At 63.6% G+C, this 25431-nt stretch carries 23 protein-coding genes; 10 read left to right on the top strand and 13 right to left on the bottom strand.

Annotated elements, in window-relative coordinates:
* Positions 1–73: 73 nt before the first annotated feature.
* Both SC1_RS03710 and SC1_RS03705 read right to left on the bottom strand, forming a co-directional pair.
* Entirely contained in the window at positions 74–1042 is a 969-nt protein-coding gene (locus tag SC1_RS03710) for an MBL fold metallo-hydrolase (RefSeq protein WP_193749097.1), read from the bottom strand.
* Positions 1043–1079: 37 nt separating this feature from the next.
* Entirely contained in the window at positions 1080–2057 is a 978-nt protein-coding gene (locus tag SC1_RS03705; RefSeq protein WP_062177748.1) for an amidohydrolase family protein, read from the bottom strand.
* 194 nt (positions 2058–2251) lie between these two features.
* Here SC1_RS03705 and SC1_RS03700 point away from each other — a divergent pair, with 194 nt between their 5' ends.
* The gene (locus SC1_RS03700; RefSeq protein WP_152682279.1) at positions 2252–3316 is read left to right on the top strand and encodes a sulfatase/phosphatase domain-containing protein; all 1065 of its coding nucleotides are present in this window, start codon (positions 2252–2254) and stop codon (positions 3314–3316) included.
* 127 nt (positions 3317–3443) lie between these two features.
* Here the strand turns inward: SC1_RS03700 and SC1_RS03695 are convergent, their stop codons facing one another.
* The 5 genes from SC1_RS03695 to SC1_RS03675 form a co-directional block, all read right to left on the bottom strand.
* Positions 3444–3752: a hypothetical protein gene (locus SC1_RS03695; RefSeq protein ID WP_238586555.1), complete on the bottom strand. Its 309-nt coding sequence runs from the start codon at positions 3750–3752 to the stop codon at positions 3444–3446.
* Between the two features lie 27 nt (positions 3753–3779).
* Positions 3780–4511 carry an SDR family NAD(P)-dependent oxidoreductase gene (locus SC1_RS03690; RefSeq protein ID WP_062177741.1) on the bottom strand — a complete coding sequence of 244 codons (732 nt, stop codon included), beginning with the start codon at positions 4509–4511 and terminating at the stop codon, positions 3780–3782.
* A gap of 76 nt (positions 4512–4587) precedes the next feature.
* The gene (locus SC1_RS03685; protein WP_062177738.1) at positions 4588–5538 is read right to left on the bottom strand and encodes a fumarylacetoacetate hydrolase family protein; all 951 of its coding nucleotides are present in this window, start codon (positions 5536–5538) and stop codon (positions 4588–4590) included.
* A gap of 5 nt (positions 5539–5543) precedes the next feature.
* Positions 5544–6662, bottom strand: coding sequence for a VOC family protein (locus SC1_RS03680; RefSeq protein WP_062177736.1), 1119 nt, complete (start codon positions 6660–6662; stop codon positions 5544–5546).
* A complete protein-coding gene (locus tag SC1_RS03675; protein ID WP_062177733.1) occupies positions 6659–8245 on the bottom strand; it encodes a bifunctional 3-(3-hydroxy-phenyl)propionate/3-hydroxycinnamic acid hydroxylase in 1587 nt (528 codons plus the stop codon). The genes SC1_RS03680 and SC1_RS03675 overlap by 4 nt, the downstream gene beginning before the upstream one ends.
* A 121-nt stretch (positions 8246–8366) precedes the next feature.
* On the opposite strand from SC1_RS03675, the gene SC1_RS03670 reads away from it, so the two are divergent.
* Positions 8367–9047, top strand: a complete 681-nt coding sequence (locus SC1_RS03670; RefSeq protein WP_193749096.1) for a TetR/AcrR family transcriptional regulator — start codon at positions 8367–8369, stop codon at positions 9045–9047.
* An 85-nt stretch (positions 9048–9132) separates the two neighbouring features.
* On the opposite strand, the gene SC1_RS03665 is transcribed toward SC1_RS03670, so the two are convergent.
* The 5 genes from SC1_RS03665 to SC1_RS03645 form a co-directional block, all read right to left on the bottom strand.
* Positions 9133–11517 carry a TonB-dependent receptor gene (locus SC1_RS03665; protein ID WP_062177726.1) on the bottom strand — a complete coding sequence of 795 codons (2385 nt, stop codon included), beginning with the start codon at positions 11515–11517 and terminating at the stop codon, positions 9133–9135.
* A gap of 297 nt (positions 11518–11814) precedes the next feature.
* Positions 11815–13248, bottom strand: coding sequence for a sulfatase (locus SC1_RS03660; protein WP_062177723.1), 1434 nt, complete (start codon positions 13246–13248; stop codon positions 11815–11817).
* A 26-nt stretch (positions 13249–13274) separates the two neighbouring features.
* Positions 13275–15695 carry a TonB-dependent receptor gene (locus tag SC1_RS03655; protein ID WP_062177719.1) on the bottom strand — a complete coding sequence of 807 codons (2421 nt, stop codon included), beginning with the start codon at positions 15693–15695 and terminating at the stop codon, positions 13275–13277.
* Between the two features lie 84 nt (positions 15696–15779).
* A complete protein-coding gene (locus SC1_RS03650; RefSeq protein ID WP_238586554.1) occupies positions 15780–16613 on the bottom strand; it encodes a VOC family protein in 834 nt (277 codons plus the stop codon).
* A 532-nt stretch (positions 16614–17145) separates the two neighbouring features.
* A complete protein-coding gene (locus tag SC1_RS03645) occupies positions 17146–17811 on the bottom strand; it encodes a TetR/AcrR family transcriptional regulator (RefSeq protein ID WP_062177714.1) in 666 nt (221 codons plus the stop codon).
* Between the two features lie 299 nt (positions 17812–18110).
* Between SC1_RS03645 and SC1_RS03640 the strand changes: the two genes are divergently transcribed.
* Genes SC1_RS03640 through SC1_RS03620 form a run of 5 tightly spaced genes read left to right on the top strand, consistent with a single transcriptional unit; the run spans position 18111 to position 23069 of the window.
* The gene (locus tag SC1_RS03640) at positions 18111–19613 is read left to right on the top strand and encodes a bifunctional 3-(3-hydroxy-phenyl)propionate/3-hydroxycinnamic acid hydroxylase (RefSeq protein ID WP_062177711.1); all 1503 of its coding nucleotides are present in this window, start codon (positions 18111–18113) and stop codon (positions 19611–19613) included.
* A complete protein-coding gene (locus SC1_RS03635) occupies positions 19610–20320 on the top strand; it encodes a 3-oxoacid CoA-transferase subunit A (RefSeq protein ID WP_062177708.1) in 711 nt (236 codons plus the stop codon). Before SC1_RS03640 ends, SC1_RS03635 begins: the two co-directional genes overlap by 4 nt.
* Entirely contained in the window at positions 20317–20955 is a 639-nt protein-coding gene (locus tag SC1_RS03630; protein ID WP_062177706.1) for a 3-oxoacid CoA-transferase subunit B, read from the top strand. Before SC1_RS03635 ends, SC1_RS03630 begins: the two co-directional genes overlap by 4 nt.
* Before the next feature lie 22 nt (positions 20956–20977).
* Complete coding sequence (locus SC1_RS03625) at positions 20978–21820, top strand: fumarylacetoacetate hydrolase family protein (protein WP_062177704.1); 843 nt, start codon at positions 20978–20980, stop codon at positions 21818–21820.
* Positions 21804–23069: an MFS transporter gene (locus tag SC1_RS03620; protein WP_193749095.1), complete on the top strand. Its 1266-nt coding sequence runs from the start codon at positions 21804–21806 to the stop codon at positions 23067–23069. Before SC1_RS03625 ends, SC1_RS03620 begins: the two co-directional genes overlap by 17 nt.
* Positions 23070–23100: 31 nt before the next feature.
* Here the strand turns inward: SC1_RS03620 and SC1_RS22060 are convergent, their stop codons facing one another.
* The gene (locus tag SC1_RS22060; protein ID WP_193749094.1) at positions 23101–23265 is read right to left on the bottom strand and encodes a hypothetical protein; all 165 of its coding nucleotides are present in this window, start codon (positions 23263–23265) and stop codon (positions 23101–23103) included.
* Here SC1_RS22060 and SC1_RS03615 point away from each other — a divergent pair.
* The 3 genes from SC1_RS03615 (at position 23239) to SC1_RS03605 (ending at position 25414) form a co-directional block, all read left to right on the top strand.
* On the top strand, positions 23239–24147 hold the full coding sequence (locus SC1_RS03615; RefSeq protein WP_193749093.1) for an MBL fold metallo-hydrolase: 909 nt from the start codon (positions 23239–23241) through the stop codon (positions 24145–24147). The two genes, SC1_RS22060 and SC1_RS03615, sit on opposite strands and share 27 nt — an antisense overlap.
* Before the next feature lie 242 nt (positions 24148–24389).
* Positions 24390–24839, top strand: coding sequence for a helix-turn-helix domain-containing protein (locus SC1_RS03610; protein WP_062177695.1), 450 nt, complete (start codon positions 24390–24392; stop codon positions 24837–24839).
* Positions 24836–25414, top strand: a complete 579-nt coding sequence (locus SC1_RS03605) for a PIN domain-containing protein (protein WP_062177691.1) — start codon at positions 24836–24838, stop codon at positions 25412–25414. Before SC1_RS03610 ends, SC1_RS03605 begins: the two co-directional genes overlap by 4 nt.
* Positions 25415–25431 lie beyond the last annotated feature (17 nt).

The raw sequence follows: 25431 nt of genomic DNA, 5'->3' as shown, positions 1-25431 counted from the left end.
CGCTGGAGTGCGATGTTCATGCCGGTTGTCCGAACTGGATCACCGGCCCGGTGACGACGGGCACTCAGCCGGTTCACCGGAATAATTGTCGATCGTGCGCAAAGGTGACCGGACCGCTATAAACGGCACGAATATCGCGAAGCGCCGGCTCGATCCGCGCATCGGTCATCCCGGTATGCGTCAGCACCAATGCGCCGACCCCGGCGCGCTGGGCCATCAAGCCGACTTCGCGCGGCGGCAGATGCTGTTTGCGATGATGGCCTTCGACCTGCGCGAGCGCTGATTCCGGAAGGTCCGGCCGCCGCTCGCGAAGCAAGGCGACGGCTTCGTCGACGTCCATGATCTCGGCGACGAGAAGATCGGCGCCTTTTGCGAGTTCCTCGACTCGCGCGCTCGGGCCGGTATCACCGGTATAGACGATCGAGCGCCCTGGCGCATCGAAGCGATAGGAATATGACGCCGTTTCACTATTGAGCCCAGGGCCGGTCGTATTGTCATAATGGCTGTTGCGGGCGACCGTGACCACCACCTTGCCGACGGTCACCTTCTGGCGGTCGGCAAGCTCGACGACGCGGACCGCCTCGTCGGGCGCCAGCGGGCTGCGTTCGCGGACATTGGTGCCCCGATCGGTCATCGGCCCCATGCCAGCCAATATGCCCTCGACCGTTCGCCGCGTTCCCGGTGGACCATAAATGGTCACCGGTTTTGCGGACATCATCTGGTAACGCTGGCTCAAAAATGCGAACAGGCCGCCGGTATGGTCGAAGTGCAGGTGGCTGATAAACACCGTTTCGACGTCGCCGAGGATGACGCCGACCTTGCCAAGGCCGTCGGCCGCTCCGTCGCCCGCGTCGACAAGAATGCGCTGACCGCCGACATCTAGGAGGTTCGCCGGCTGCGCCCTTTCGGGATCGGGCACCGGCCCCGAGTTCGTGCCGAGCACAGTAAAGCTGACCTGCGTCGGTGACGAGGCTTCTGCGCCAGCGGCAGCGGGTGCTGCGATGACCGCCCCGGCGGCAAGCAAGATGTGCAACAGCTTCATGTCCATCCTTCTCGTCATGAGCGATCCGGCGTGACGCTCAGCCGCCGCAGCCGCAGGCGCGCGCGAACGCCGGGAACAGCCGGGCCGTGTTGTGCTGCAGGACGTCAGCACGTTCGGTGTCGGCGAGGGGCAATTTTGCAAATTCCGCAGCCGCCATTCGTACCCCGAAGGCGGGCGAGAACGGATAGTCGGTGCCGTACAGGACCTGCGACATCGGCGCGATTTCCCGCAGCGAAGCCAATTGCGCCGGCGTGCTCACCGACGCGGTGTCATAATGAAAGCGCGCCAGCCAATCGACCGCATCGGGGATCGGCAGGGCGCGATCGCCGATCAGCGGCGTCCCGCCGATCCGCGTGATCCTGGCCGCCAGCAGCGAGACGGTGCCGCCACCATGGGTGAAGATAAAGCGTATGCGCTTCCGGCGCTCAAGGGCACGCGAGTAGAGCAGGCTGACGATCGCGCGCGTCGAATCGAATGGGAATTCGATCATCGGAGCGGGCAGTTGCAGTCCAAAGCCCTCGAAGCAGCAAGGCGACGTCGGATGGACGAAGACGGTCGCGCCCCGCTCGTCGAGCGCGTCGAGGATCGGCGCCATTTCATCGCTGCCGAGATAAAGCCCCGCGGCATTCGTCGGGAGGGCGACGCCATCGAGCCCGAGCGTGTCGAGCGCACGCGTGATCTCGACAAGGCTTTCGTCGACGAAGGGCACAGGCAACATGGCGAACGCCCCGAAACGGCTCGGGTATTTTGCTTTCATCGCCGCGGCATAATCGTTCACGCTGCGACATAGCGCGCTCGCCCCCTCGCCCGCCACGGTGACTGCGAAAGGCGACGATACCGAGAGCATCGCGCCGGCAATCCCGAGTTCGTCCATCAGATCGATTGCAATCTCGGGTGTCCAGTCCGGGATGGGCATTCCCCCGTCGAGCAACGTCAGACCCGCGCCGCGAAGCGCTTCGCGGTAACTGGGAGGCAGGAAGTGCGCGTGAACGTCGATCGCGCGTGTCGGTAGCATATTTCGATCCTCTCCATCGGGTCCCGGGGCCGCCTTTGCTGTCGCACCCTTCCGTCGGCTCGCGAGCCGCGATTGCATCCTGACATTGACTCGATAATGACTATGTAGTCAATATCTAAGCGGTGCCGAATGGGAGAAGATGATATGGGCTGCGTTAACAGGCTATGGGCCGATCGCAGGAAGGGGACCGGGGCGTGATCGCGCGCCGCACATTCCTCGCGGGAATGGCAAGCCTGACGAGCGCCGCCCTCGCCACCCCTGCGCGAGTGGCGGCGGCCAGCCGCGATATCGTCCTTTTCATCTTCCGCGATATCGATTTCATGCGCACCGACAACGCTTTGCCGGGCATCGCGGACACCCTCCGCCGCGGAACGAGCTTTTCGAACGCCTTTTCAGCCACCGCATCGCCGCTGGCGGCGCTGCCGGTGCTGCGATCGGGGCTTTACGCGCATCAGCTTGGACAGCGAGGCGGCATTCTCAGCCCCTGGCCGGCACGGGGAGTCACGGCGCCCGCCTTTGACGACCTGCTGAAGTCGCTCGGCTATTCTGTCGGTCGCTTCGAGACTGCGATGACCAAGGAAGAAAGGCGAGCGGGTCTCCGGGCGCTACTGACCGGGCGCGCGAATGTCTGCGCGGAGTTCGAGGTGCGCGCGAAGCACGGGCACGATGCAGGCGCGGCATTACGAACCGCCGATGGGCTGCTCTCTGCGTTGCCCAGAATATGGCAGGCGCAGCGCCGCGGCCCGCCGCTCATCCTGCTGGCCGGCACCGGGGCAGCCGTCGACGCCGCGCAGGCGGTCGAGCAGCCTATCGGTCTCAGCCTGACCGGACCCGGCAGGCCGGGAGGCGACCACAATGGCGCTCTGGTGAGCTCGGTCGATATCGTACCCACTCTCCTCGACTGGGCCGGCGGAGCCTCCCTCGCCGCGTCGCTGCCCGGGCGCTCGTTTCTGCAATTGTCGCACATGACACCTGCGCCGGACGATGCAGTCTTCGCCGGCCACGACAATTTCGCGATCGGCCATTTTGCGCCCGTACGCGCAATCCGGACGGCGGACTTCCGGCTAGTCCACCGGATGCCAAGGGGTGGCGGCATCCGCCGCGACCCGCAGGCGATCGCATTTTATAATCTGCGCGAGGACCCCGATTGCAAAATCAATCTGATCGGGCGCGAGAAGTATCGACAGCATGCGGCGAGGCTTGAAGAACGCCTGGGCCGGCACCGCCGAGAAACCGGCGACCCGTTGCAGAGCATTTGAAACGGACGGGGACCAACGATTGCGCACGCCAAGCCCACCGCCAATAATGACTATATAGTCACTATAGGAGATAGGCTTGCCGGCTATGTTTGCCGGCCGCGACGATGCGCCGCTGGCGCCCGGGCGCTTAAAGCTTCGCGAGCTTCGCCTTGATCGCGGCGAGCTGCGCATCGCTGATCTGGCCGGCGGACAGCGGCTGCAGCTTGGCGAGGCTCATTGTCTTGAACTGCGAATAGGCCGGGTGCTGGTCGAGCTTCGGCAGCTCCTGGTCGAGGATGGCACGCGCTTTCGGGTTCGCCATGAGTGTCTCGATCGGCGTGTCGATCGAGAGGGTGACCTTGGCTGCTGCCAGCGAAGCGGGACGCACATCCGCGCGGGGAGCGTCGCTGCCTGCCGAAGCCGCGGCCAGCATGGCAACAAGCAATATATTCATCATCTTTCTTCTCCTTGGCTTTGGGTGATTTCAGGATTTCAGCGTCATCCGCTCGAGGAGGCCGGGAAACAGCCGCAGTCCGAGCGGGATGAAACGCGCTTGGCCGGGCAGCACCGCTTCGCGGCCCCGGTCGAGGCCACGAAGGGCAGCCGCGACGACCGCGTCGGGTGCGAGCTTCGCAATGTCGCGATGCGCGACCGCCGGCGTGTCGACCGGAGGCGGCACCAGCTCCAGTACGTGGATACCGAGCGGGCGCAGTTGGGCGCGCAGCGCCTTGGCGAACATCCGCACCCCGGCCTTGCTCGCGGAATAAAGCGGCGCGCGCGCCGAGGGCGACCAGCCGAAACCCGAGCCGGTCAGAATGACCGCGCCGGCACGCGATCGGCGCAGCAATGGCAAGCAGCGATTGACGGTCAGGATTGGCGACAGGAGGTTGAGCGCCACCTCCTCCTGCAGTCCCGCCGCATCGAGCGGCGAGGCAGTAAAATCCGTCTCGCTCAAGCGGCCCGCATTGGCGACCAACAGGTCGATACGTCCGACATCGCTCGCGATAGCATCGCTCATCGCAGCCAACGCGGCGTCGTCAGTCACGTCGCACACATAACCCTTGCTGCCCGGGAGGGCGCGCTGGACCGCCTCGACGGCGTCGGGAGACCGGGCGCAGAAGCGAACGTCGTCGCCGCGCTGCTGGAGCGTCTCGACGAAGGCCCGGCCGATGCCGCTGGTGCCCCCGGTCACAAGGCTGACGCGCCTTGCGGTCATCGCGGGATTACGCCGATTGGTTTCAGGCCGTTCATCTCGTCTCCGTTCATCTTTGGCACCGCTACCGGCTTGCCGCTCAGGCCGCGCGCACCGCTGTGCGCTGGCGGCCGAGGTCGATGGCCCCGTCAGGCGTTGCGATGCCGCATTCGATGACATCGCCCGGCCGGAGATAGGCCGGGTTCTTCAATTGCCCCTTCAGGAAAGCCTTGTACCGGGCCGACGGGGACAGCAATTTCGAAATGAACAGAAGCGCCGGCGGAGGCACCTTCAGTGCGACGCCCGACGGTGTCCCCGTGGCAATCAGGTCGCCGGGACGCAAGTCACGGACGCGTGAGAGCTCGGCGAGCGTGGCAACGGGATCGAAAATCATGTCCGAGGCGGGCGCGCGCTGACGCTCATCGCCGTTGACCGACAACGTCAGGACCAGTTCGCCCCAGCGTTCGAGTTCCTGCGGCGTCGGCAGCAACAGATAGGGTCCCGTGGGACCGAACGTCCGGTAGGACTTGGCCTTGCAGAATTGCTCGTGACTGACCTGGACGTCGCGCGCCGAAATATCATTGGTGACTACGAGACCGCCGATCCAGCGATGCAGCGTCGTCGGAGTGGGGTCGATAGGACCAGCAATTTCGGTCGCGACGACGAGCCCCAGTTCAACTTCATAGTCGAGCAATTGAACATGATGCGGCTTCACGACATCGTCGTTCGGTCCGGACAGGCACGACGAGGCCTTGTGGAATATCACGTTATTCACCTGGTCGGCGGGGTCGCGTCCGATCTCGCGCAGGTGGCTCGCATAATTCGTAGCCTGGCAGATATAGTCGCGATCGGACGTAACCGGGGACAGCAAGCGAACGTCGCTCAATGCGATACCGGGACCGGTCACCGAAGCGGCTGCAGTCGGCCCGCCCTCGGAGAGGAAGGCGCCCGTGGTCGTCCACCCGCCGGACAGCGGCACGATGTTACCGGCACCGTGCACACCCCAACCGATGCGACCGCCATGCTCATATCGAACAATCTGGATTGCCATGTCTGCTATTGTCCTTTTCGTTTCGGCCGAGCCGGCGCGTCGATCGCGCGCTTGAGATCCCCGATGCGCGCCAAGGTCAGTTCCTCGCTTCGGCTAAGATTGCGGATAACGCGCCAGATCAGCGCCGGGGTGAGCCTTGGCGCCTCGAAATCCTTCGGCACCTCGGGACCCCATTGATAAAGGCCGGCGCTCGAGAGAGGACTGATGCCCGGTGGCACGTCGGCCGTGAAGCGGTCCGAATCGCAGAAATGCTCGAACTTTTCGCCCCAGGGATCGCGCCAATAGTCGAAGATCTGGCTGCCGAGCAGGTGACGGCCGACGCCCCAGCTGTGCCGATATCCGCGCGACAGGAGATGCTCCTGCCCCATGGCGATATCGTCGAGGTCGATGACCTCGTAGGCCGAGTGGCTATAGAGGTTGTCGATGTTCTGCGCGACTACGATCGCGTGATGGTCGGCCGGCTCATCGCCCCGATCGCATCGCATGAAGACAAGTGCCGCGTCCCCGTCGCCGATCGTCTGGATATCGGATGGCAGAAGTCCGAAAACATCCATGTACCAGCGCGCGGTACGAAAGAAGTCGACCGCCCCGAGCACGGCGTGCCCCATGCGCAGGATCGTCGACGGACGTACCGGCGGTCGTTGCCCGGCGTTGACCCGTGCGGTCATGTCGTGGTCGTTACGCATCAGCTGCTCGCGAACGGCGGGCGCGTCCGGCATCGGTCCGAAGACCGCACGGACGCGAAAGCCGGCGGGATCGGTCAATGTGACCTCTTCGCCTCCTGCCCACCCTTCAGCCGGTCCGATCGGCGATGCGTCCGGCAGCGCGCTCAATGCGACGAGATCGTCCCGCGAGAACATCATCAATCCAGGGCCGACGAACCGCGCGCGCTTACCCTTGCGCACGATCACGCAGGGCCCGTAGCCAGCCTCGGGATAGAGGAAGACGCGGTCGCCTTCGAACCGCGGACGCGAGAGGCCGAAGTCGCACAGGAAGCGCACGGCCTCGCCGAGGTCGGGTCTTTCGAACGTGACGCTTGCGACATCGCGCGCACGTGCGACCGGGTCTGCCGATCGCGCAAGCCGCGGGTCGATCCGCTCGGGCGCAGTTCCATATTCGCTCATGCCGCGATCCTCTCCGATCGCGCCGCCTGCCCCGGCATCGAGGCCGGGACGATGTGATAGGCGTCCCTCATCCAGCCGAGACGATCGCCTGCGAAGCCGGCTGGAATTCGGTCGGCCAGGAACCGATCGGGGCGCACGACAAGCAAGCCCTGTTCCATCCCTGCCCAGCAGGCGAGGTCGCGTATCGTGGCGTCGCCGACGCTCACTTCGTTGAGGAAAAGCAGCCGCGCCTGAAGCGCGCCCGCGATTGCCTGGTCGTTCGCAGACAGCGCCTCGCGCGGATCCACTCCGAGCCCGATGATGCAGAAGCCGGATCCCAGCAGCTCGTCGAGCAGAAAGTTGCCTGCAGCGACGCGGATCACCGGCTGAGGCATCATATTGCCGACCGGCGCGCCGGCGCGCCAGTTGACGAGCGGGGAGCGTGCGACGCTCGGTCCCGGTATGATGTCGCCCGATTCCATGCGGCGTCGCTGCGCCGGGATGGCCCATGCCGATCGCATGACGATATCGCGGACGAGGGCCCGAGCCGGACTCGTTGGCATGATCGCGCGGCCGAGCCGGACCGCGAGCGAGGTCATGGCCTTCGTATGCGCGCGGCGCTCGGCATCGTACGTGTCGAGCAGGCTGTCTTCCATTCGCCCCTGGCAAACCGCAGCGATCTTCCATGCCAGGTTCGCCGCATCGCGGATTCCGCCGTTCAGCCCCTGCCCTGCAAAGGGAGGGGTCACATGGGCCGCATCGCCCGCAAGCAGGATTCGGCCTGCCCGGAAGCGGTCAGCGATGCGCGCATGGAAGCTGTAAATCAGGCTGCGCTCGACCGCTTCGGGCGACGAGCCGCACGCCTTCATCAGCGCCCGGGCATTGTCGTGGTCGGCAAAGCGCGCTTCATCGTCCGAAGGGAGCAGCAGGAATTCCCAGCGCCTGCGGTTCCCGCTCACCGGGAGGGTGAGCGCCGGGCGCCTGGGATCGCAAAAGAAACGGATCTCGCGATGCGGATAATCGTCGCCCTGAACATCGACGACCAGCCATTTCTCTTCGAAGGTCGCGCCCTCGAAGCCGATTCCCGTACGCTCCCTCGTACGGCTCGCCCCGCCCTCGCACGCCACCGCGTAGCGGGCGGCGATGCGCTGTACCGATCCGTCCGGCACCTTGACCGACAGATGAACGCGGTCGCCCAGATCGGCGACATCGCCGACCTCGACGCCGCGGAACACCGACAGGCTCGGCCAAGCGCCGAGGTCTTCGGCGATCGCGGATTCGAGTTCGGGCTGGTAGAAGGTCCCACGCGGCGAGAAGCCGAAGCGCGGTTCAGTGGAGGTCACCCGCCCCAGCAAATGCCCGTCGCCATTATAATAGGCAACCGGCACATCCAGTTCCAGCGTGGGTGCGAGCGCGTCCAGGCGACCGATCCGCTGAAAGCAGCGCAGCGTTTCCGGGTCGAATGCGATGGCGCGGGGCTCGGTGAACGGCGCGTGCCGGCGTTCGAGCAGGACCGTCGCGACCCCTTGCTGCCCTAAAAGCGCGGCCAGCATCAGCCCTACCGGCCCAGCGCCGATGATCGCGACGTCTGTCGTCTCCGGCAAGGAAACCTCTCGCGACAGGCGAGATGACATATGTTCCAAAGATCGACTCCATTGCCGAAAATGACCGCTCGGTCATATTTGACTATATGATTCTTTTTGTCGGGGCAATATGAAAGACGCCATGACAGATATGATCGTTGATTCAGCGCCCGCTTCAGGGCGCGTGGCGCGCAAGCGCGCAGAGGTGCGGCGCAAATTGCTGCTCGCGGGCTTCGACCTCGTGGGGCAGCACGGGCTGGACGCCTTTGCGGTCGCCGATCTGACCGAGGCTGCCGATTGTTCGAAGGGTGCTTTCTATTCCCACTTTGCCAACCGAGACGAGTTCATTGCCGAACTCATCGCCCATGGCGTCGAAACGGTGGGCGTCGCCCTCGATCGCCATGGTGCAGGGCTGCCCGGCGACGAAGCATTGGCCGTCGGTCTTCGATACAGCCTGACGCTCGCACAGCAGCAGCCGCGATGGGGCCGCTTCGTCGCCGCGGTGGCTGGCTCGGCGCGTCCCACTTATACCGGCCTTGGAGAGAGACTGGCATCCGACATCGCGCGCGCGCACGCCGAGGGACGATTGGATTACCGCGACGCGCAGGCCGTTCTCCTGTTGGCGAGCGGAACATTTCTCGCCGCAGTTATCGGCTCAGGTCTCGATATGTTGCGTCCTGGAACGCCGAACGAGGCCACACGACACCTGCTGATAGGCATTGGCGTCCAGGCGGATCGGGCGCTTGCCCTCACAACCGCCTCCTTGCCTATCCTGATATTTGATTCGGTGCTTGTATCATCGCTCGACGTTTCCATTAGATAAGGCAGCCATAACGGTCGGACACGAAAGCGGGAATTTGCGTACCAAACCCGTCCGCATTGCCGTGCTAAACCGCCGCGATGGCGGGTTAGAATTTCACACCGAACCTCACGCCGTACGTCCTAGGTGCAGTGACCTGTGCGGTGACAGTCGGCAAACTAGGGTGTTGCGGTGCGAATACGAGAGTACGATTATTCTCGATGTTGCGCACATAGGCGGCAATCGACCAGCGATCATCCTGTGGCCCGAGAGAGATCTGCGCGTTACTGCGCCAGTCGCCGCCGACGAACTGCGATGGCTGATATTGGAAATAGATGTAACGGCTCGAACGATACTGCGTGTCCGCAGCAAGGACGATCTCATAATCACCAAGTTCCACCGTCTGCTGCGCTCCGAAATTCATCGTCCATTTTGGCGCGTTGAAGGTCGGAAATCCGGAGCAGTCCACGTCGAACAAGGTCGCGTTGGCCGCGTTCACCGTCACCGGGCAACTGGTGTTCGGACGACCCGCCGCGACGGGCTGCTGATACCGGAATGAATCATATTTCGAGTCGAGATACTGGACATTGGCATTAAGCAACGTGGAGGGGGTCGCGAGCACCTTCAACTCGCCTTCTATGCCCTTGATTGTCGAGCGGCCGATATTGTCCGTGATATTGGCGGGCCTCAGCGTCGAATCGAGCCCGATGTAGGAAAGCTGCTGGTCGCGGTATTTCCAGAGGAAGCCTTCGAGATTGAGTTGCACGCGGTTGTCGAAGAAGCGGTTTTTCGAACCCACCGTGTAAGCCGTGATATATTCCGGATCGTATGGACCGCGGCCTTGCGCGATGTTGAAGCCGCCCGACCGATAGCCGGTCTCCACGCTGGCGAAGAGCAGCGAACGCGCTCCCAGGTCAAATTCTACCGCGCCGCGATAGGTGATCTCACCGCGACGAATTGTCAGCTGATTGATGGTATCGGTGCGGGTCAGCACCGCGCCGGCGCCGAGAGGAGTAGAGCCGCCGGGAGCCGGTACGCGCGGCTGTTCTTCCAGCGACTGCGTGTAGGTGAGCAGCGGCGCGTTCGGACAGGAGGGCACCCCGGCAACCATGACGGTGCAGCGGACGGCAAGCGCGATCCCCGACGAGTCCGTCGTCTTGCGATCATGCGTGTAGCGAATGCCTCCGGTGACACGCAGCCGGTCGGAAAGATGCGCGGTCAAGCGGCCATAGACCGCCTTCGAAAGCGTATCATAGCGAGAGGTCGTGTAATTGTTCGCCGATTCAAGCGCGATGACCCCGCGACCTCGAATCTTCTCGTCATAATAATAAGCGCCTGCCGTCAGGTCGAAGATCGAAAAGCGCGAACTTGCAAATCGCAGTTCGAGACTGTGCTGGTCGTCCTTTTCGCGCGAGCGCGCGACGAAGGCGGCACCCGCGATGCTGTCGATCTTGGCGTATCGCCACGCGGGAATTACTGTCAGCGTACCGATACCCGTGTCCCAGGCGATGTTGACGTTCGCCCCGAAAAACTGGTTGTCGAGGCCCGGCTGTACGGTGATCGGATTCGCCCTGGCCCCGATCGAGGTGAAGGCGATCGTCTGTCGGAACGCCTGCGACGCCGGCGACCTGGAACCCTCATCGAGGTCCAGGCCCGAGGGCGTCACCGCGAAACTGTTTGTCGCCCGGTCGAATACGAAGCGGTTGAGATATGTTACGCCCTCGCCGCTGCCACTGACGCGCGAATAGTCGAAGCTGGTTCGCACCGTCAGCGTCGGCGTGAGCTCGGCTTTGAGCTGGACCCTCAATCCCTTCGTATCGTCGTCGGATGTCCCATCCTTGAGATAGCCGTCCCGCTTCGACAAATTGCCGGAGATGCGCATCGCACCGTTTTCGCCGATCGGCAGGTTTATCGCCCCCTCGGCCGTGATCGTGTCGTAATTTCCGTAGCTGCCTACGAAATACCCGCCCCATTCGCCAAGTTGAGGCTGGACGGGAATGACATTGATCGCGCCCGCGGTTGCGTTGCGGCCATAAAGAGTCCCTTGTGGCCCCTTGAGAACCTCCACGCGTTGCAGGTCGTAGAAAACGCCATTGCTCGATGACGGGCGCCCCACATAGACTTCGTCGTAGTTGAACGCGGTCGCGGGATCGCTGTTCGCAGTGAGCGCGAAATTGCCGACACCGCGAATGAAGATGAGGTTGCCCGAGCTCGTCGGCTCGATCGCCAGCGCCGGCACCAGTTCCTGAAGCCGCCCAGGCGCCGTTATCCCTGCCCGCACCAAGTCGTCGCCGCCCACGACAGCGACTGCTACCGGAGCCGATTGCAGGCTTTCTTCCTTGCGCTGCGCCGTGACCACGATGTCGGCAAGCTGGGCCTCGGCCGCCTCGCTCGCCGGACCTGAGGCTCCGCGTGCGGGCGCTTCCTGAGCGCCAGCAGAACCCGTTACGCCGATCGCAACTATCGACGCCGAAAGCAGTAACGCCTTGCGCATTTTCCCTCTCCCCACAGGCTTTGTGCCCGATGTTTTCGCGCCGGACATAGCTGCGAAGACAGATAAGCGGATGATGGCAAAATACGTTTACAGATGCCGAGCCATTATCGCTGAAACCGGTCGCTGGGCTACGCGATGCTAAGGGCGATTGGGAAGCTCGGCGGAGACATAAGCTTAGCCCGCCTCGGAGAGGCGGGCCACTGATTGGCACGGAAGCTCGTCGCCACGAGAGCGGCGGCGGCGGTACTACCGTTAGAAGAAGGGAGCGGCCAAGCCGCCTGATCGGAGCCTGTTCGCTCAGTCCGCCTTCTTCACGCTGGTCGTTATCGGACTGTCGATCCCGAAATGATCCGCCATCTGGTTGTCCGAGAAGCCTGCCGTGTGCGCTTCCGGATCAAGCGGCAGCATCGTCGCGTCCCATGCGTCGAACACCGCCTTCAGCTCGGCATATTTCTCGGGCATCCGTTCCTTGAGGTTTGCCCGCTCAAGCGGGTCTTCGACAACGTTGAACAGGAACGTCTGATCCAGAATCTTGAGATATTTATAATCCCCTTGCCGGCACGCCTCCTGATCGAGGTTCATGTAGCGCCAGCACAGGGTTCTGGGTTCAGCAGCATGCCCCCCGAGTGCCGGCCGAAGATCGATGCCATCGCTTGGAAAGGCCGGGTCGGGCTTGCCCCCCGCAGCAGCGACAAGCGTGGGCAGCCAGTCCATGGTGATCATGACCTGCTCGCTCGTCGAACCCGCCTTTACCTGCCCCGGCCAACGAATGATGACCGGAATGCGCAGTCCGCCCTCGAGCAGCTCGGATTTCTTGCCCGAGAAGGGCCAAGTGTCCGAAAAGCGCTCGCCGCCATTGTCGCTGGTGAAGACGACGATCGTGTCATTATCGATGCCCGCGGCGCGCAGAGCGTCCATGACGCGGCCGACCTGGTAATCCATGCGGGTGACCATCGCCGCATAGGTCTTGAGCGAGCCGCCATCGAAGGCGCGAATACCGTAGGGATCCTTCTTCGCGGCAATCCGGTCGGACTCGGCCTCGTCGTCAGGACCTTCCCACGGCCAGTGCGGTGCATTGAAATGAAGGCTCATGAAGAAAGGCTTCTTCGCCGCCGCCATCTCGCCGACCATCTCGACCGCCTTATTTCCGAACAGATCGGTCAGATATCCCGCTTCGTCGATCTGGACGTCACCGTCCCAGAGGTCCGAGCCGCGCGAATTGCCGTGGCGGAAATAGTCGATCCCGCCCATCCGAAAGCCCCAGAAATGATCGTAACCGCTCTTGAGCGGACCGTAATCGGGAAGCTGACCAAGGTGCCACTTGCCGATCAGCGCAGTCTGGTAGCCCTGCGCGCGGAGCAAAGAAGGTAGCGTCGGGTGCTCCGGCGGCAGGCCGACATTGCGGATCACCAGCGGTTCCTCAAGCCCGATCGGCAAGCGGTTCTGGTAGCGCCCAGTCATCAGGCCAGTGCGCGTTGCCGAGCAGACCGCCGAATTGGCATAGCCCTGGAAGAAGCGCATGCCCTCCTCGGCGATCTTGTCGATCGCAGGCGTCTTGTAATCACGCCGCCCGTAGCAGCTGAGATCGGCATAGCCGAGGTCGTCGGCCATGATGAACAGGATGTTCGGCTGTTTCGCGGGCTTCGCGGCGAAAGCGGGCACCGCGTCCGCCAAGAGCAACGACCCTGCGGCGGCCGAACTGGCCAGCAAGCTACGGCGGCTGATTGTCATATCATGATCTCCGGTCTTTGCGCGGTTCAGGAACCGAAACGATAGGTGAACTGGGCATAGACCTCGCGCGGTCGGGCGAGCGTTCCATAGACAGCGGCGGACGAAGACGAGAGCGTCTTGGTCGTGAAATACTCCTTGTCGAACAGGTTACGCGCCCCGAGTGCGAGGGTGAAGCGGTCATTCGGCCAAGTGTAGGCGATCCGTGCCTCGGCCTCGGCATAGCCGGGCTGAACGATGATATCGTAGTTGGCGACGCTGTTGCTGTCCTTGCTCTCATAATGAACGTCGAACGAGGTATCGAGGCGACCGCCATTGTCGAACTCGAGACGATGCGCGAGCTGGGCGTTGAGCTGCCAGGCCGGGCCGGGCAGCACGCTGTCGGCGGTAATTGCCACGACGGCGTTCGTACCCTCGCTCGACACGGTGCCGGGGGCCACGTTGGTCAGCTCTTTCTTCGTATAGCCGGCCGAGAGGTTCGCGGTGAACCCGCCGCCGAGCACCGCGCGTGCCTCGGCCTCGAAGCCCGCGAAGCGCGCGTCGGCGAGATTGAGGACGAAGCCGGCGAGCCCCGGCGTTGTCGCAGTCACCTGGATATCGCGATAATCGATCCGGAAGGCCGCGAGATTCAGCGTCAGGCGGCGGTCGAACAGCGTCGACTTCACCCCGGCTTCGTAGGAGGTCACATATTCAGGTTCATAGGACGGCAGCGGCGAGATCAGGCCGCCCGAGAAGCGCGCCGCGAAGCCGCCGGCACGATAGCCCTCCGAATAGGTGGCATAGAGGAGAACATCGTCGGTCGCCTGCCAGGCAAGGTTCGCCATCGGCGTCCAGATCTTGGTCCCCTGGATGCCGGTCGCGCTCTGCAATGGGCCCACCGATCGGAACTGGCTGACGAAATAGTCTTTCGTCTCGTCGGTGTAACGTAGCCCGCCAGTAAGCTTGAGGCGGTCGGTGATCGCGTAAGTGAGCTGCGCGTAGGCGGCCTTCGACGAGTTATCGACCGTACGCGTCGTGGTCTGGAAATAGGGCAGGAACGGAGCCAGCGCCGCAGCTTGCGCGGCAGGAATATTGCCCGGTGCAAGCAGGTCGACGGCCTGGTCGCCCTTTTCATTGAAGTAATAGAGGCCGAGCACATAATCGAGCCGGTCACCGAGCGCGCTGCCGACGAGCTGGAATTCCTGGGAGAATTGCTGCTGGTTGAACGGCATATTGTTGTTGGTGAAGATCGAATAGGGCGTGAAATCGAGATCGCCATAGAAGGTCGAATCGAATTCGCGATAGGCCGTGATCGATTTCAGGGTCCCGATGCCGGTGTCGAGCGCAACGGTTCCCACATAGCCTGTCAGGTTGAGCTTGTTGACGGGATTGATCTTGTTTCCGGCGCGATCCTGCCACACCGAGTTGTTGCCCGACGTACCGGCGAGCCAGGCATTGCCATAGCAGGAGAGGCTGGAATTGCGGAACGCGGCGTCGGTGGCGCAGCGCGGCGCATCGGCCGAAATCCACGGCAGTCTGGCGATGGGAGCAGGCCCCTGCCCGCGATTGAAAGCGTTGGAAAGCGCGCCAGTGACGCCTGTCTGGCCGGGCGAGACGTCACCGAGTTGCAAGGCGACGCTCGCGGAGGGCGGATCGCGCCGCTCGGTATGATCGACCGCGAGATCGATCGTCAGATTATCGGTCGGCTGCCAACGTAACGCCGCGCGAACCGCCCAGAGCTTCTCGCCGCCGAGCTTGAGATCGTCATATTGAAGCGCATCGACATAGCCGCCGCGATGCCGCGCCATAGCCGATACGCGAAGCGCAAGATTGTCGGCAAGTGGCAGGTTGAGCGAGCCGCGGATTTGCGCGAACTCGCGGCTGCCTCCAGCGATCGAGAAGCTACCCGACGTTTCGCGCGGGTCGGGCGCCTTTGATACCACGCTGATCGCGCCGCCGATCGTATTGCGCCCGAAGAGCGTTCCCTGCGGACCGCGCAAGACCTCGACACGCTGAACGTCGGCGAGGTCGAGCACGCTGCCGACCGAGCGGCCGAGATAGACGCCATCGATATAGACGCCGACGCCGGGGTCGGTGTTGATCGTGAAGTCACCCTGACCGATGCCCCGTATGTTGATGATCGGCGTGAAGGTCGCCCCCGACGTCCCGCCGCCGGTTTTCAGCGTCAGGTTCGGCGCAACATTCTGCATTGCGGTCAGGTCGACCGCCCCCCGCGCCTCGAGCTGGGCGGCGCTGATTGCGGTGATCGCGATCGGCGTGTTCTGGAGATTCTCCTCGCGCTTGCGCGCCGTGACGATGATCTCCTCATAGCCCGGCGTCTCGGACGATGCCCCTTCCGGGTCCGCGGCCTGCGCCGCGTAAGCCGGTCCCGCCGCAAACAGCAGGCTGGCGGCCAGCACCGTCCCGCACAGCAAACGCGTCCGCGCGATAGAATCGAAATGCGCTTTCATGAAAATCACCTCCCAATGTTCGGGTCCGCTTTCGGGATCCCTTGTTCTTCACTCCGGGGGCCTATTTCGTCCCCGCATCGTTTCTCAGTTGGCCGGGTGCGGCATCGCATGCCCCCATTGCACGCCCATCAGTTCCGCAAGCGATGCCTGGCGCGAGCCGTCAGCCGCGGTAAACAAATCGCCGTCGGTCCAATGTTCGAGGGTGTGGCCCCACGGGTCGCGCCAATAGTCGAAGATCTGCGAGCCGAGGACGTGCCGCCCGATCCCCCAGTGCGGGGTCCATCCTGCGCGCTGCAGCCAGTCGTGACCGACGAAGAGGTCGTCGGCGTCGAGAATTTCGAACGCGGCATGGTTGAAACCGACCCCGCGCGGACCCTGGATGAGGAAAAGGCTGTGATGATCGGTCAGCTCGTCGCCGCGGTCGCAGCGCAGGAAGGCCCCGATCGCTGCCCCGTCGGGAAGCACAACCTCGTCAGAGGTGATGAAACCGAAATGCTCTTTGTACCAAGCCTCCGACCGCCGAAAGTCGGAAACACCGAGGACACAATGACCGAGGCGCACGACATGCGAGGGCTTGGGATCGATTCGATGCACCGTGCGCAGCCGGCGCTTCTCTGTTGCGTCGTTAGGCGCCGTTGAGCGCGAGGGAATGGCTGGCGCTGCCGCCGCCTGCCCGGCGACGAGTTCGAGGAGATAATTGTCGGGATCGCGAAGCTGGACCATCGTTCCGCCGCCGGGACGGTCAAGCGGCTCGACCGCCAGCCCGCGCGCCGCCGCAAAATCTGCGAGCGCTTCGCTCGATGGCGCGACGAGGCCGAGTGCGACGAAGCCGGGATCGCCGAGTTCGGTCATGTGCAGGTAACGCGAGCCGCCACAGCCCCGACCATAGAGCGCGCCGCCCTCGCGAAAGGACTGCATTCCAAAATCCCCGACGAATCGCTCCATCAAGTCGAGATCTGGCGCCGAAAATCGAACGTGGGCGACATCGGTGACCCGCATGGAACCTCTCCATTTATGACTATATGGTCACTTTATTATGAAATGGATATGTAGAGCGCAAGCCATAAAATCACTGACCCGCAATCAACTTGTCGATCAATCTGCCTAATCGGTCATTTATTGGGCGGCCGCCGGACGCCGTCGATTGCCCCTTGATAGAGCCAGCGCCGCGCCGCCTCACCGGGGAAATAGGCAGGGAACCAAGAGCCTTTCGGCCGGATCGAACGCGCATGGCAGCACTGCGATGAGGTCATAAGAATCCGACCTGCGATCTGACCCCCGACCGCGTTTCGCCGCGCACGAGGGTCAGCAGATTTCGGATCGAATGCGCCGCTTATATGTGAAGAGACAAGTGACACATATCCGCGGCGGCGCTTAAGCGCTGCTTACTCTGATGTGTGTGCGCCTGTGCGCTGCACAAGGGCGACGCCGGCTGCCCGTTGATGGCGCCCTACCCTTCGCGTGGGTCGTATGCGCGCAGGCGGATGATGTCGTCTGCCGCTTGCGACGCGATCAGTTCGGCGTCGCGGTGATCGATGCCGAAGGAGCGCAGCATCATCGAGCAGAGCTGTTGCGCCGTCAGGATCGACCGCCCCCGCTCGCCTCCCCTCGCAGTGGCGAGCAGGAGGCTGTGAACGATGCCGATGACGAAAAGCAGCCCGGCCTCGATCGTGGGAATAGCAAGCCGACCGCTGTGGAGACCAGCCGCGAGGTCGTCTCGCAGCCCGTCATTGAGCGATTCGCGCGCCGAACCGCGCGGGTCGTTACGCAGCATGATATGCGCCTGGACAGGATCGTCGGCCGCCATGGCCGCATAGACGCAGATCGCGCGCGCGATGCGGGCTGGCGGGTCGTCGACACCGAGGTTGACCATCGTCACGCGCCCCTCGATTCCCAGGCGGATGTCCGCGACGATCGCGCCCAGCAGCGCATCCTTGTCGTCGAAATGATTGTAGAAAGTCCCCTTCGCGACGCCCGCTTCCTGTACGATATCGTCGACCGCCACGGCATCGAACGGCCTGTCGGCGAAAAGCTTGCGCCCCGATGCAAGCAGCGATGCGCGGGTGCGGGCTGTGCGCGTCCCCTGCGCGCGGGCTTCGGTCTGTGTAGCGGTCATGCGTGATGGCTTGCCCCAAAAAATCACAAGGCGCTAGCCCCCGGAACGGCTCGGCCTGCTCTCCCCTAAGCATGACCATATGGTCACGAAAAGCTCGACCCGAAAAAATCCACTTGCCAAATCGCAATCGATACGAAATACAAACTGACTATATGGTCATTTATTGGAAGTGACCCGCTATCTGCCGCGACGCCATCCAACGGGTTGCTCGCGACGACGCGAAGTCGGGATGGTGGGCGGGCTTCCTGCGCCCGACGCTGAACGCGCGGGCTGGAACTGGGAAGAGGAACAGGGAACCGATGAGCGAGCGATTCGACGTGATCGTGGTCGGGCTGGGGCCGGTAGGCGCGGTCCTTGCCGGTCTGCTCGGACAAGCCGGGCTACACGTTCTGGCAATGGAGCGATCGCACGAGGTTTATCCATTACCGCGCGCGGCGCATTTCGACCATGAGATCATGCGCGTCTTTCAGCAGCTGGGGATCGCCGACGAAGTGCTCACCCACTCTCGTCCCGCCGGCGCCTACGAGTTTCGCAACGCGAAGGGCGAATTGCTGATGTCGGCGCGCCGCGGAGGGGAACAGGGCGTCTCGGGTTGGTCCAATTCCTACATGTTCAATCAACCCGGCATCGAACGGGCGTTGCGCTCCCGGCTCGCCGCGATGCCGAACGTGATTGTCCGGCTCGGCCTCGCGTTTCAAACCCATGCGCAGCAGGACGACCATGTCGCCGTGACCGCGCAAGATGACGCCGGGAATGCCGAGACATTCGAGGCACGCTATTTGGTCGGCTGCGACGGCGCGTGGAGCCCCGTGCGCGAGATGCTCAAGATCGGGCTTGAGGATTATCAATTCGACGAACCCTGGTTGGTCGTCGATACCATCCCCCGCGCGCCGACCAACTTGCCGACCGTCAATTTACAGATTTGCGACCCCGCACGGCCCACGACCTGCGTCCTGATGGGTCCCGGACGTCATCGCTGGGAATTCATGATGCTGCCCGGCGAGACGGCGGAAAACGTGCTAGCACCGGGGTTCGTGGAGACACTTCTTGCCGGGTGGCAGGTCGATGTCGAGGTCGAGCGCAAAGCGGTTTATCGCTTCCACGGCCTCATCGCCGAACGATGGCGAGAGGGCCGCGTGCTTATCGCGGGCGATGCCGCGCACCAGATGCCGCCCTTCGCCGGACAGGGAATGTGTTCGGGCATCAGGGACGCAGCCAACCTCGCATGGAAGCTTGAAGCCATTCTGCGGCATGGCGCCGAAGAGGCCATATTGGACACCTACCAGGCAGAACGCGATCGCAGCGTGCGCGACTATATCGAACTCGCGATCGGCATGGGCCGCGTGGTCTGCACACTCGATCCGGCGGTCGCGGCGCACCGCGATGCCGAGATGATGGGAAGGCGCGACGCCGAGGAGGCCCCGGCCCCGGTCGGAGGCCCCGGTCTGAATGGCGGCCTTTTCGCGGAAAATGACGAAGCAGCCGGTCGAATCTTCCCGCAGTTCATCGGCGCAGACGGCGCACGGCTCGATGACGCGCTCGACGGCCGGGCGTGGCTGATCGACGCCGACGGCGGCGGCTCGACGGCTGGCCTGCGCCGTATAGCGACAGGCGACCCGTTGCTCGCGCCGTTCCGCTCCAATCTTACCGCGTGGCTCCGAACGCTGGGCGGCGATGCCGTCCTGGTTCGGCCCGACCGATATGTCTTCGGCGTCGGCGATGCCCAAGACCTGCTCGCGTCGTGGCACGCGGCTGCGGGCGACGATGCCCCCCACGCCATGGCCCAGGAGACACAAATATGATCAACAAGATCAACGACGATGCCGTCGCTGCCGTCTCGGCCGTCAAGGACGGCGACACGGTGCTCATCGGAGGCTTTGGCGAAGCAGGCAATCCGACCGAACTTGTCCACGCGCTCATCGAGCATGGCGCGCGCGACCTGACGGTCGTCAACAACAACGCAGGCAACGGTGAAATCGGGCTCGCCCGGCTGTTGCTGAAGGGCCGGGTCGCAAAGCTTATCTGCTCCTTTCCGCGCAGCTCGCACGGCCATGTCTTCAACGAACTCTACCGGGCCGGAAAGATCGAGCTCGAACTCGTCCCGCAAGGCACGCTCGCCGAACGGATGCGCGCCGGCGGCGCCGGCGTGCCCGCCTTTTTTACACCGACAGCGGCCGGAACCGATCTCGCAGTAGGAAAAGAGGTCCGGATATTCGAAGGGCGCGAGCATGTTCTGGAAACCGCGATCCGCGGCGACGTCGCGCTGGTCAAGGCGGAGGTCGCCGATCGCTGGGGCAACCTTGTCTATCGCAAGGCGGCACGCAATTTCGGCCCGGTCATGGCAATGGCCGCTCGTTCGACGATCGCGCAAGTTCGGCGCACCGTGCCGCTTGGCAGCATCGATCCCGAACAGATCGTGACCCCGTCGATTTTCGTCGACCAGGTCGTCGTCGTTCCCGTCCCCGTCAGCGAGCGCGACCATCTGCTAGAAAAGGAGGCCGTGCGATGAGCTGGACCACCGACGAGATCGCCGCACGGGCAGCGGCCGACATCCCCGAAGGCGCCTTCGTGAACCTCGGCATCGGTCAACCCGAGCGCGTGGCAGATCATATCCCGGACGACCGCGAGGTCGTCTTGCACAGCGAGAATGGCATTTTGGGCATGGGCCCGCAGCCCGCCGCGGCCGATGAGGACATGGAGCTTATCAACGCCGGCAAGAAACCGGTGACCCTGCTCCCGGGCGGGGCCTTCTTCCATCATGCCGACAGCTTCTCGATGATCCGCGGCGGCCATGTCGACATCTGCATTCTCGGCGCGTTCGAGGTTGCCGCGAATGGCGATCTCGCCAACTGGACGACGGGCGGCGATGGCGTTCCGGCCGTCGGCGGTGCCATGGACCTCGCGGCGGGCGCGCGGAGCGTCCGCGTCATCACGTCGCACACAACGCGCGCGGGCGAGCCCAAGCTGCTGCGTACGCTTTCGCTGCCCGCGACCGGCCGCGCGATCGTGAAACGCATCTACACCGACCTCGCCGTGCTCGAGCCCGATGGGGACGCGTTTCGCGTGCTCGAGCTTGCGCCGGGAGTGTCGGTCGAGATGCTCGCCGAGCGCACCGGCGCGCCGGTGCTGCCCACACCAAAATGACTGTATCGAGAGGAAGTAACTGATGAAGCTTGTATCTTATCGCACATCCGGCGCGGATTCCTTCGGTATCTGGCGCGACGACGGGATCGTCGACCTCAAGGGCAAGATTGCCGGTGGTGGCGCGACGCTTCGCAGCCTCCTCGACAAGCTCGATGCCGTCGCCCCTTTCGCAGCAAACGCACCCGATCTGGCCCATGATGCTGTAGACCTGCTGCCCCCGGTCATCGATCCGCCCAAGCTTTTGTGCGTCGGGCTCAACTACAAGACGCACATCGCCGAGACCGGCCGCGATGCTCCCGCTCATCCGATCCTTTTCCCGCGCTATCCGTCGAGCCTGGTAGGCGCCGGCGAGGATCTCGTGCGGCCGAAAGTCTCGCACGACTTCGATTTCGAGGGCGAGCTCGCTTTCGTCGTCGGGCGTGGCGGCCGCCACATCTCCGAAGCCGACGCGCTCGATCATGTTGCGGGCTACGCCTGCTTCAACGACGGATCGATCCGCGACTGGCAGCGGCACACCACGCAGTTCATGCCCGGCAAGAGCTTCTGGCGTTCGGGGAGTTTCGGCCCCTGGCTCGTGACCCCCGACGAAGTCGGCGACCTCGGCAGCCTGTCGCTGACGACGCGGCTGAACGGCGAGGTCATGCAACAGGCGACCCTCGATGATCTACTGTTCGGCGTTCCCGCGCTCGTCGCTTACATCTCGACGATCCTTCCCCTCGAACCCGGCGACGTCGTGGCGACCGGTACGACCGGCGGCGTCGGCCTGTTCCGCAAGCCGCCTGTGTGGATGAAGCCCGGCGACCGGGTCGAAGTCGAGATCGAAGGGCTCGGCATCTTGAGCAACGGCATTGTCGACGAGGCCTGACGCGATGGCGGCGGGCGCACCGCTCGATCACGGCCGAGCGGCCTGGACGGTGGCGGTCGGCTGCGCAATCGGCCTCTCCGTCGCTTTCGGCCCCGCCTTCATTGCGAGTTTCGGCCTCTATGTGAAGCCAATCGCAGCCGAGTTCGGCTGGTCGCGGACCGCGGTCAGCTCGCTCTATGCTCTCGTCGCGATCATGGGCGCGATCGGCACCCCTTTCCTCGGGTTCCTGCTCGACCGGAAAGGTTCGCGCGGCGTGATCATCGCCGCGAGCCTTTTGCTGCCCCTCGCTTTGCTCCTGCTGATCGCAGTGCCAGCGGATTTCTCCCTGTTTCTCGCCTGCGGCTTCGTGATCGGGCTCGTCTCGATCATCGCCTCTCCCACCGCCTATGTCAGCCTGCTCCCGCAATGGTTCTCGCGGCGGCTCGGCCTGGCTGTGGCGCTGGGCATGTTCGGATCGGGATTCGGACAGTTTGCAATGGCGCACGCGCATGGAGAACTTCTCTCCCATTATGACTGGCGAACCGCCTGGGCGATCATGGCGGGCGTGGTCGGCGCAGTGGGTATCCCCGTCGCACTCTTCGCCGCGCGCGACCGGCCCGAGTTACGACGGCTTCGGCAAGCGCGAAACGAAGAGGCGATTGAAGGCGCATCCCTACGCGACGCGATGCGCTCGCCGCTATTCTGGTCCGCAACACCGGCCTTTTTCCTGGTTATGCTCGTCACCGCTGCCATGCTGACCCATCTGGCACCGCTGCTAACCGACAAGGGTTGGGCGATCGAGCGCGCCGCCGGAGTCGTCGCAATGATCGGGCTCGTCTCCCTTGCCGGCCGAGCCGTGTCGGGCGCTTTGCTCGACCGGTTCGGCTTCGGCATACTCGGTGCGACGCTGTTCCCGCTCCAGGCGGCGGGCTGCGTTATGCTGGCGACGGTGGACAGCGACGGCGCGATCTACCTTGCCGCAGCGTTGATCGGCCTCGCCTACGGCGTGGAGGCCGACATGCTGCCGTGGCTACTGCGGCGTTATTTCGGCCTGCGCTGCTTCGGCCGCTTATACGGTATCGCGTTCGGGGTCGTGCAACTCGGGTCGGTTTTCGGCCCCCTCCTCCTCGGCTATTCGTTCGACCGCCTCGGTGGATATGCGGCGGGTCTCTGGATTCTCGCAATCGCGTCGATGATTTCGACCTTGCTCATCATCGCGGCGACACGGCTCGCGGGCGGCGAATCCGTTCGCCAGGCGCAGGCCGCATGACGCAGGTTGCCCCTCTCCTCACAATCGGACATCAAGAGGCTATCGCGTGAAACGAAAAATTACGTTCGCCGTCCTGACGCTTCTCGTCTTTGCCATTCTGCTCGTCCTCCTCAACCGCGACCGCCTGCTCGACATGGCGATCCGCGAGCGGCTTCAGCGCAAACCCGACATGAGTTTCGTCGCCGACGACGGCCATATTCGTGTGCTCCTGTGCGGAACCGGCACGCCGGAAGTCAGCACGGCCCGCGCCCAGGCTTGCACCCTGGTCGCCGCGGGCGGCAAGATGTTCCTGTTCGATGTCGGCGACGGCGCCGTGCGGTCGCTCGAGAAATCGAATGTTCCGATCACGAGCCTGGAGCGCGTCTTCATCACCCATTTCCATTCGGACCATTTCAATGATCTCGCGACGCTCATCAACGCCAGCTGGATCTGGGGACGCGAGACGCCGCTGGAGGTCGAAGGGCCGGTCGGGATGCAAGCAGTGCTGAGTGGATTTGCCCAGAGCTATGCGCTCGACGAAGGCTATCGCAGCACCAATATGCCGCACCTCGCAGCGCGGCGCGACGTCGCGTTCGGCAAGGCGCTCGAAATAGCCTTCCCCGAGGGCAAGCGAAGCACGCGCGTCTATGACAAGGACGGCATCACCATTGACGCGGTGCTGGTCGCGCACGAACCCGTCAAACCGGCTCTCGGCTACGTGCTGCGCTATCGCGGCAAGAAGATTTTCATCAGCGGCGACACCGAGGTCAGCCCCGCCAATATCGCCGCGATGCGCGGTACAGACCTTGCCATCCACGAAGCCTACGCCACCCATGTCGTACGCCGCGCGATCCCCCAGATGAAGAAGCTTGGCATGACAGCGGATGCGGAGGTGGCCGAGCGGACCATCCCCTATCACGCAGACAACATCGCTCTCGCGCGGCAAGCGGAAGCGGCCGGGGTGAAACGCCTCGTGCTCACGCACCTCACGCCTTACCCGGGCAATTTCGTGACCCGACGACTTTTTGTCCAGGGAATGTCCGACATCTACAAGGGTGAGCTGTCTGTCGGGCAAGACGGGATGATCATAATCCTGTGAAACGACCCTAACGAATGGCGGCTTTCGGAAATTAACCGGCAGTCACCGAGCGACCGTAATCGGGCGCAAACCTGACCCACCTGAACATCCCGAGGGATGCGGGTTTCGCCAGCTTCATGCGCCCTGCAATCGAAATCTTCAGCAACCATTCAGGCCCATTTACGTTTATTGCATATATTTCACTTATTGCGTTTGCTGTTCCGGCTCTATATAGGGCCGGCCCCGGCAGCGAGGAGAATGATATGAGCGATCAGGAACTTTCGCAGCGGCCACCGACCGAAACGGAAGTGCGACAAGCCTCCGAGGCCGCGCGTGCGCTTGCCAAGGCGCTCACGCCCAAAGGCCTTCCCTTTTCCGTCCAGCGGAATGGCGATCGGACCGAGGTGGACCTGTCGCCGGCGCTCGGTCAGCTGGTTCTCGACGTGCTGACGCATGTGGCCCGCGGCGAAATGGTGACATTCGTTCCCTACGGAGCGGAACTGACGACGAAGGAGGCGGCCGACTTGCTGAACGTATCGCGCCCCTTTCTGGTTTCGATGCTGAGTGACGGGAAAATACCGTTCCACAAGGTTGGATCGCATCGACGCGTGCGGGCGAGCGATGTTCTCGCATTTCGCGCACAGCGCGATGCGGAGCGAAGCGGCGCACTCACCGATCTGCAGCGCCTCGGCCAGGAGTTCGACGCGGATTGAGGTGCATAGCCGACCGCTTCGTCGTCGTTCTCGACGCGAATGTGCTTTATCCGTTCAGGGTAAGGGACGCCCTGCTTCGCTTCGCCGAGGCAGGGCTGTTCCGCGCCCGATGGTCGCCGACCATCCTCGACGAATGGCGCCGCAACCTCATCGCCCAGAAGCCCGGTTATGAGGCCAGCATCGATGCCCAGATTGCCGCGATGCGGATCGCCTTTCCCGAAGGGTGCGTAACCGGCGGCGGGGATCTTATCGGCAGCCTGGACCTTCCCGACCCCGACGATCGCCACGTGCTGGCAACGGCCATCCGCGCAGGCGCCGAGCATATCGTTACCGAGAATCTGAGAGATTTTCCGGAAGCGAAGCTCGACCAATATGGGATCAGCGCGGTCTCGGCCGACGACTTCCTCGCCAGCACGTTCGAGCTTTATCCGACCGAAGCCCTGGCGGCGCTCGCGACGATGCGGCGCTGTTACACACGGCCGCCCTTCACGCCGAGTGAGTTCATTTTCGATCTGCAGAAAAAGGGCCTGCCCAAGCTCGCCTCGATGCTCCGCGAGAATATCGACCTGCTGTAAGCGACCGCCATCTCGCC

It is taken from the genome of Sphingopyxis sp. C-1 (genome assembly GCF_001047015.1).
Taxonomy (GTDB): Bacteria; Pseudomonadota; Alphaproteobacteria; order Sphingomonadales; family Sphingomonadaceae; genus Sphingopyxis.
Note: the sequence above shows the minus strand (reverse complement) of the source record. Positions and strands in the feature narration are given on the sequence as shown.